At 47.1% G+C, this 631-nt stretch carries 1 protein-coding gene and 1 pseudogene; both read right to left on the bottom strand.

Annotation, left to right across the window (positions count from 1 at the left end):
* Window positions 1–374 (bottom strand): NfeD family protein (locus R7R24_RS27945; protein ID WP_318120331.1); only part of this gene is annotated, 374 nt, incomplete at its 3' end.
* Between the two features lie 9 nt (window positions 375–383).
* Window positions 384–631, bottom strand: a pseudogene (locus R7R24_RS27940) (band-7 C-terminal domain-containing protein); the annotation flags it as partial.

Here is a 631-nt window from a genome sequence, read left to right as displayed (position 1 = left end):
TGTGCAGACCAGGTGGTATCGGCGATGCGAATTCTGTTTAACCCAATTGAAAAATCTTCCTCAAGTATCACGCTGCGGCCAATCAACTGCTTGTACTTTTGGTTGAGATCTCTTGTTTGATCATCTTGTTTGTCTCTTGACCACTGGCGTCGCCACCATAACCAAGTTGTCAGCAAACTGAAAGTCGCGAAAGATAACCATTGAAGTTGCCAGCCGAAAGGGAGCACTGCCAATAACGCTCCCACTAATAACGCCGATAACCCCAACCACAGAAAGTAACCCGCTGTACCAAGTAGCTCAACGGCAAGCAGCACAAAGCCGAATGCAAGCCAGTGCCAAAATGTTATGCCATCAAGCAGGTTGAACAAGTCCATAACTGGGTCCTAATCTTTATTTTGTTGTTTAAACATTTCTGCGATGCCCGCAACAGAGCCCATGAGTCCGGTTGCTTCCAAAGGTAGCATAATGATTTTTCCGTTTTCAGCTTGACCAATACTCTTGAGAGCTTCTGTGTAGCCTTGCGCGATGAAGTAATTAACGGCTTGCATATCGCCTTTTGCGATGGCTTCGGAAACCATGTAAGTCGCTTTTGCTTCCGCTTGAGCAGCACGCTCACGCGCTTCAGCATGGA

The organism is Vibrio sp. 704 (assembly GCF_033339295.1).
This window is presented reverse-complemented; position numbering and strand designations above follow the sequence as displayed.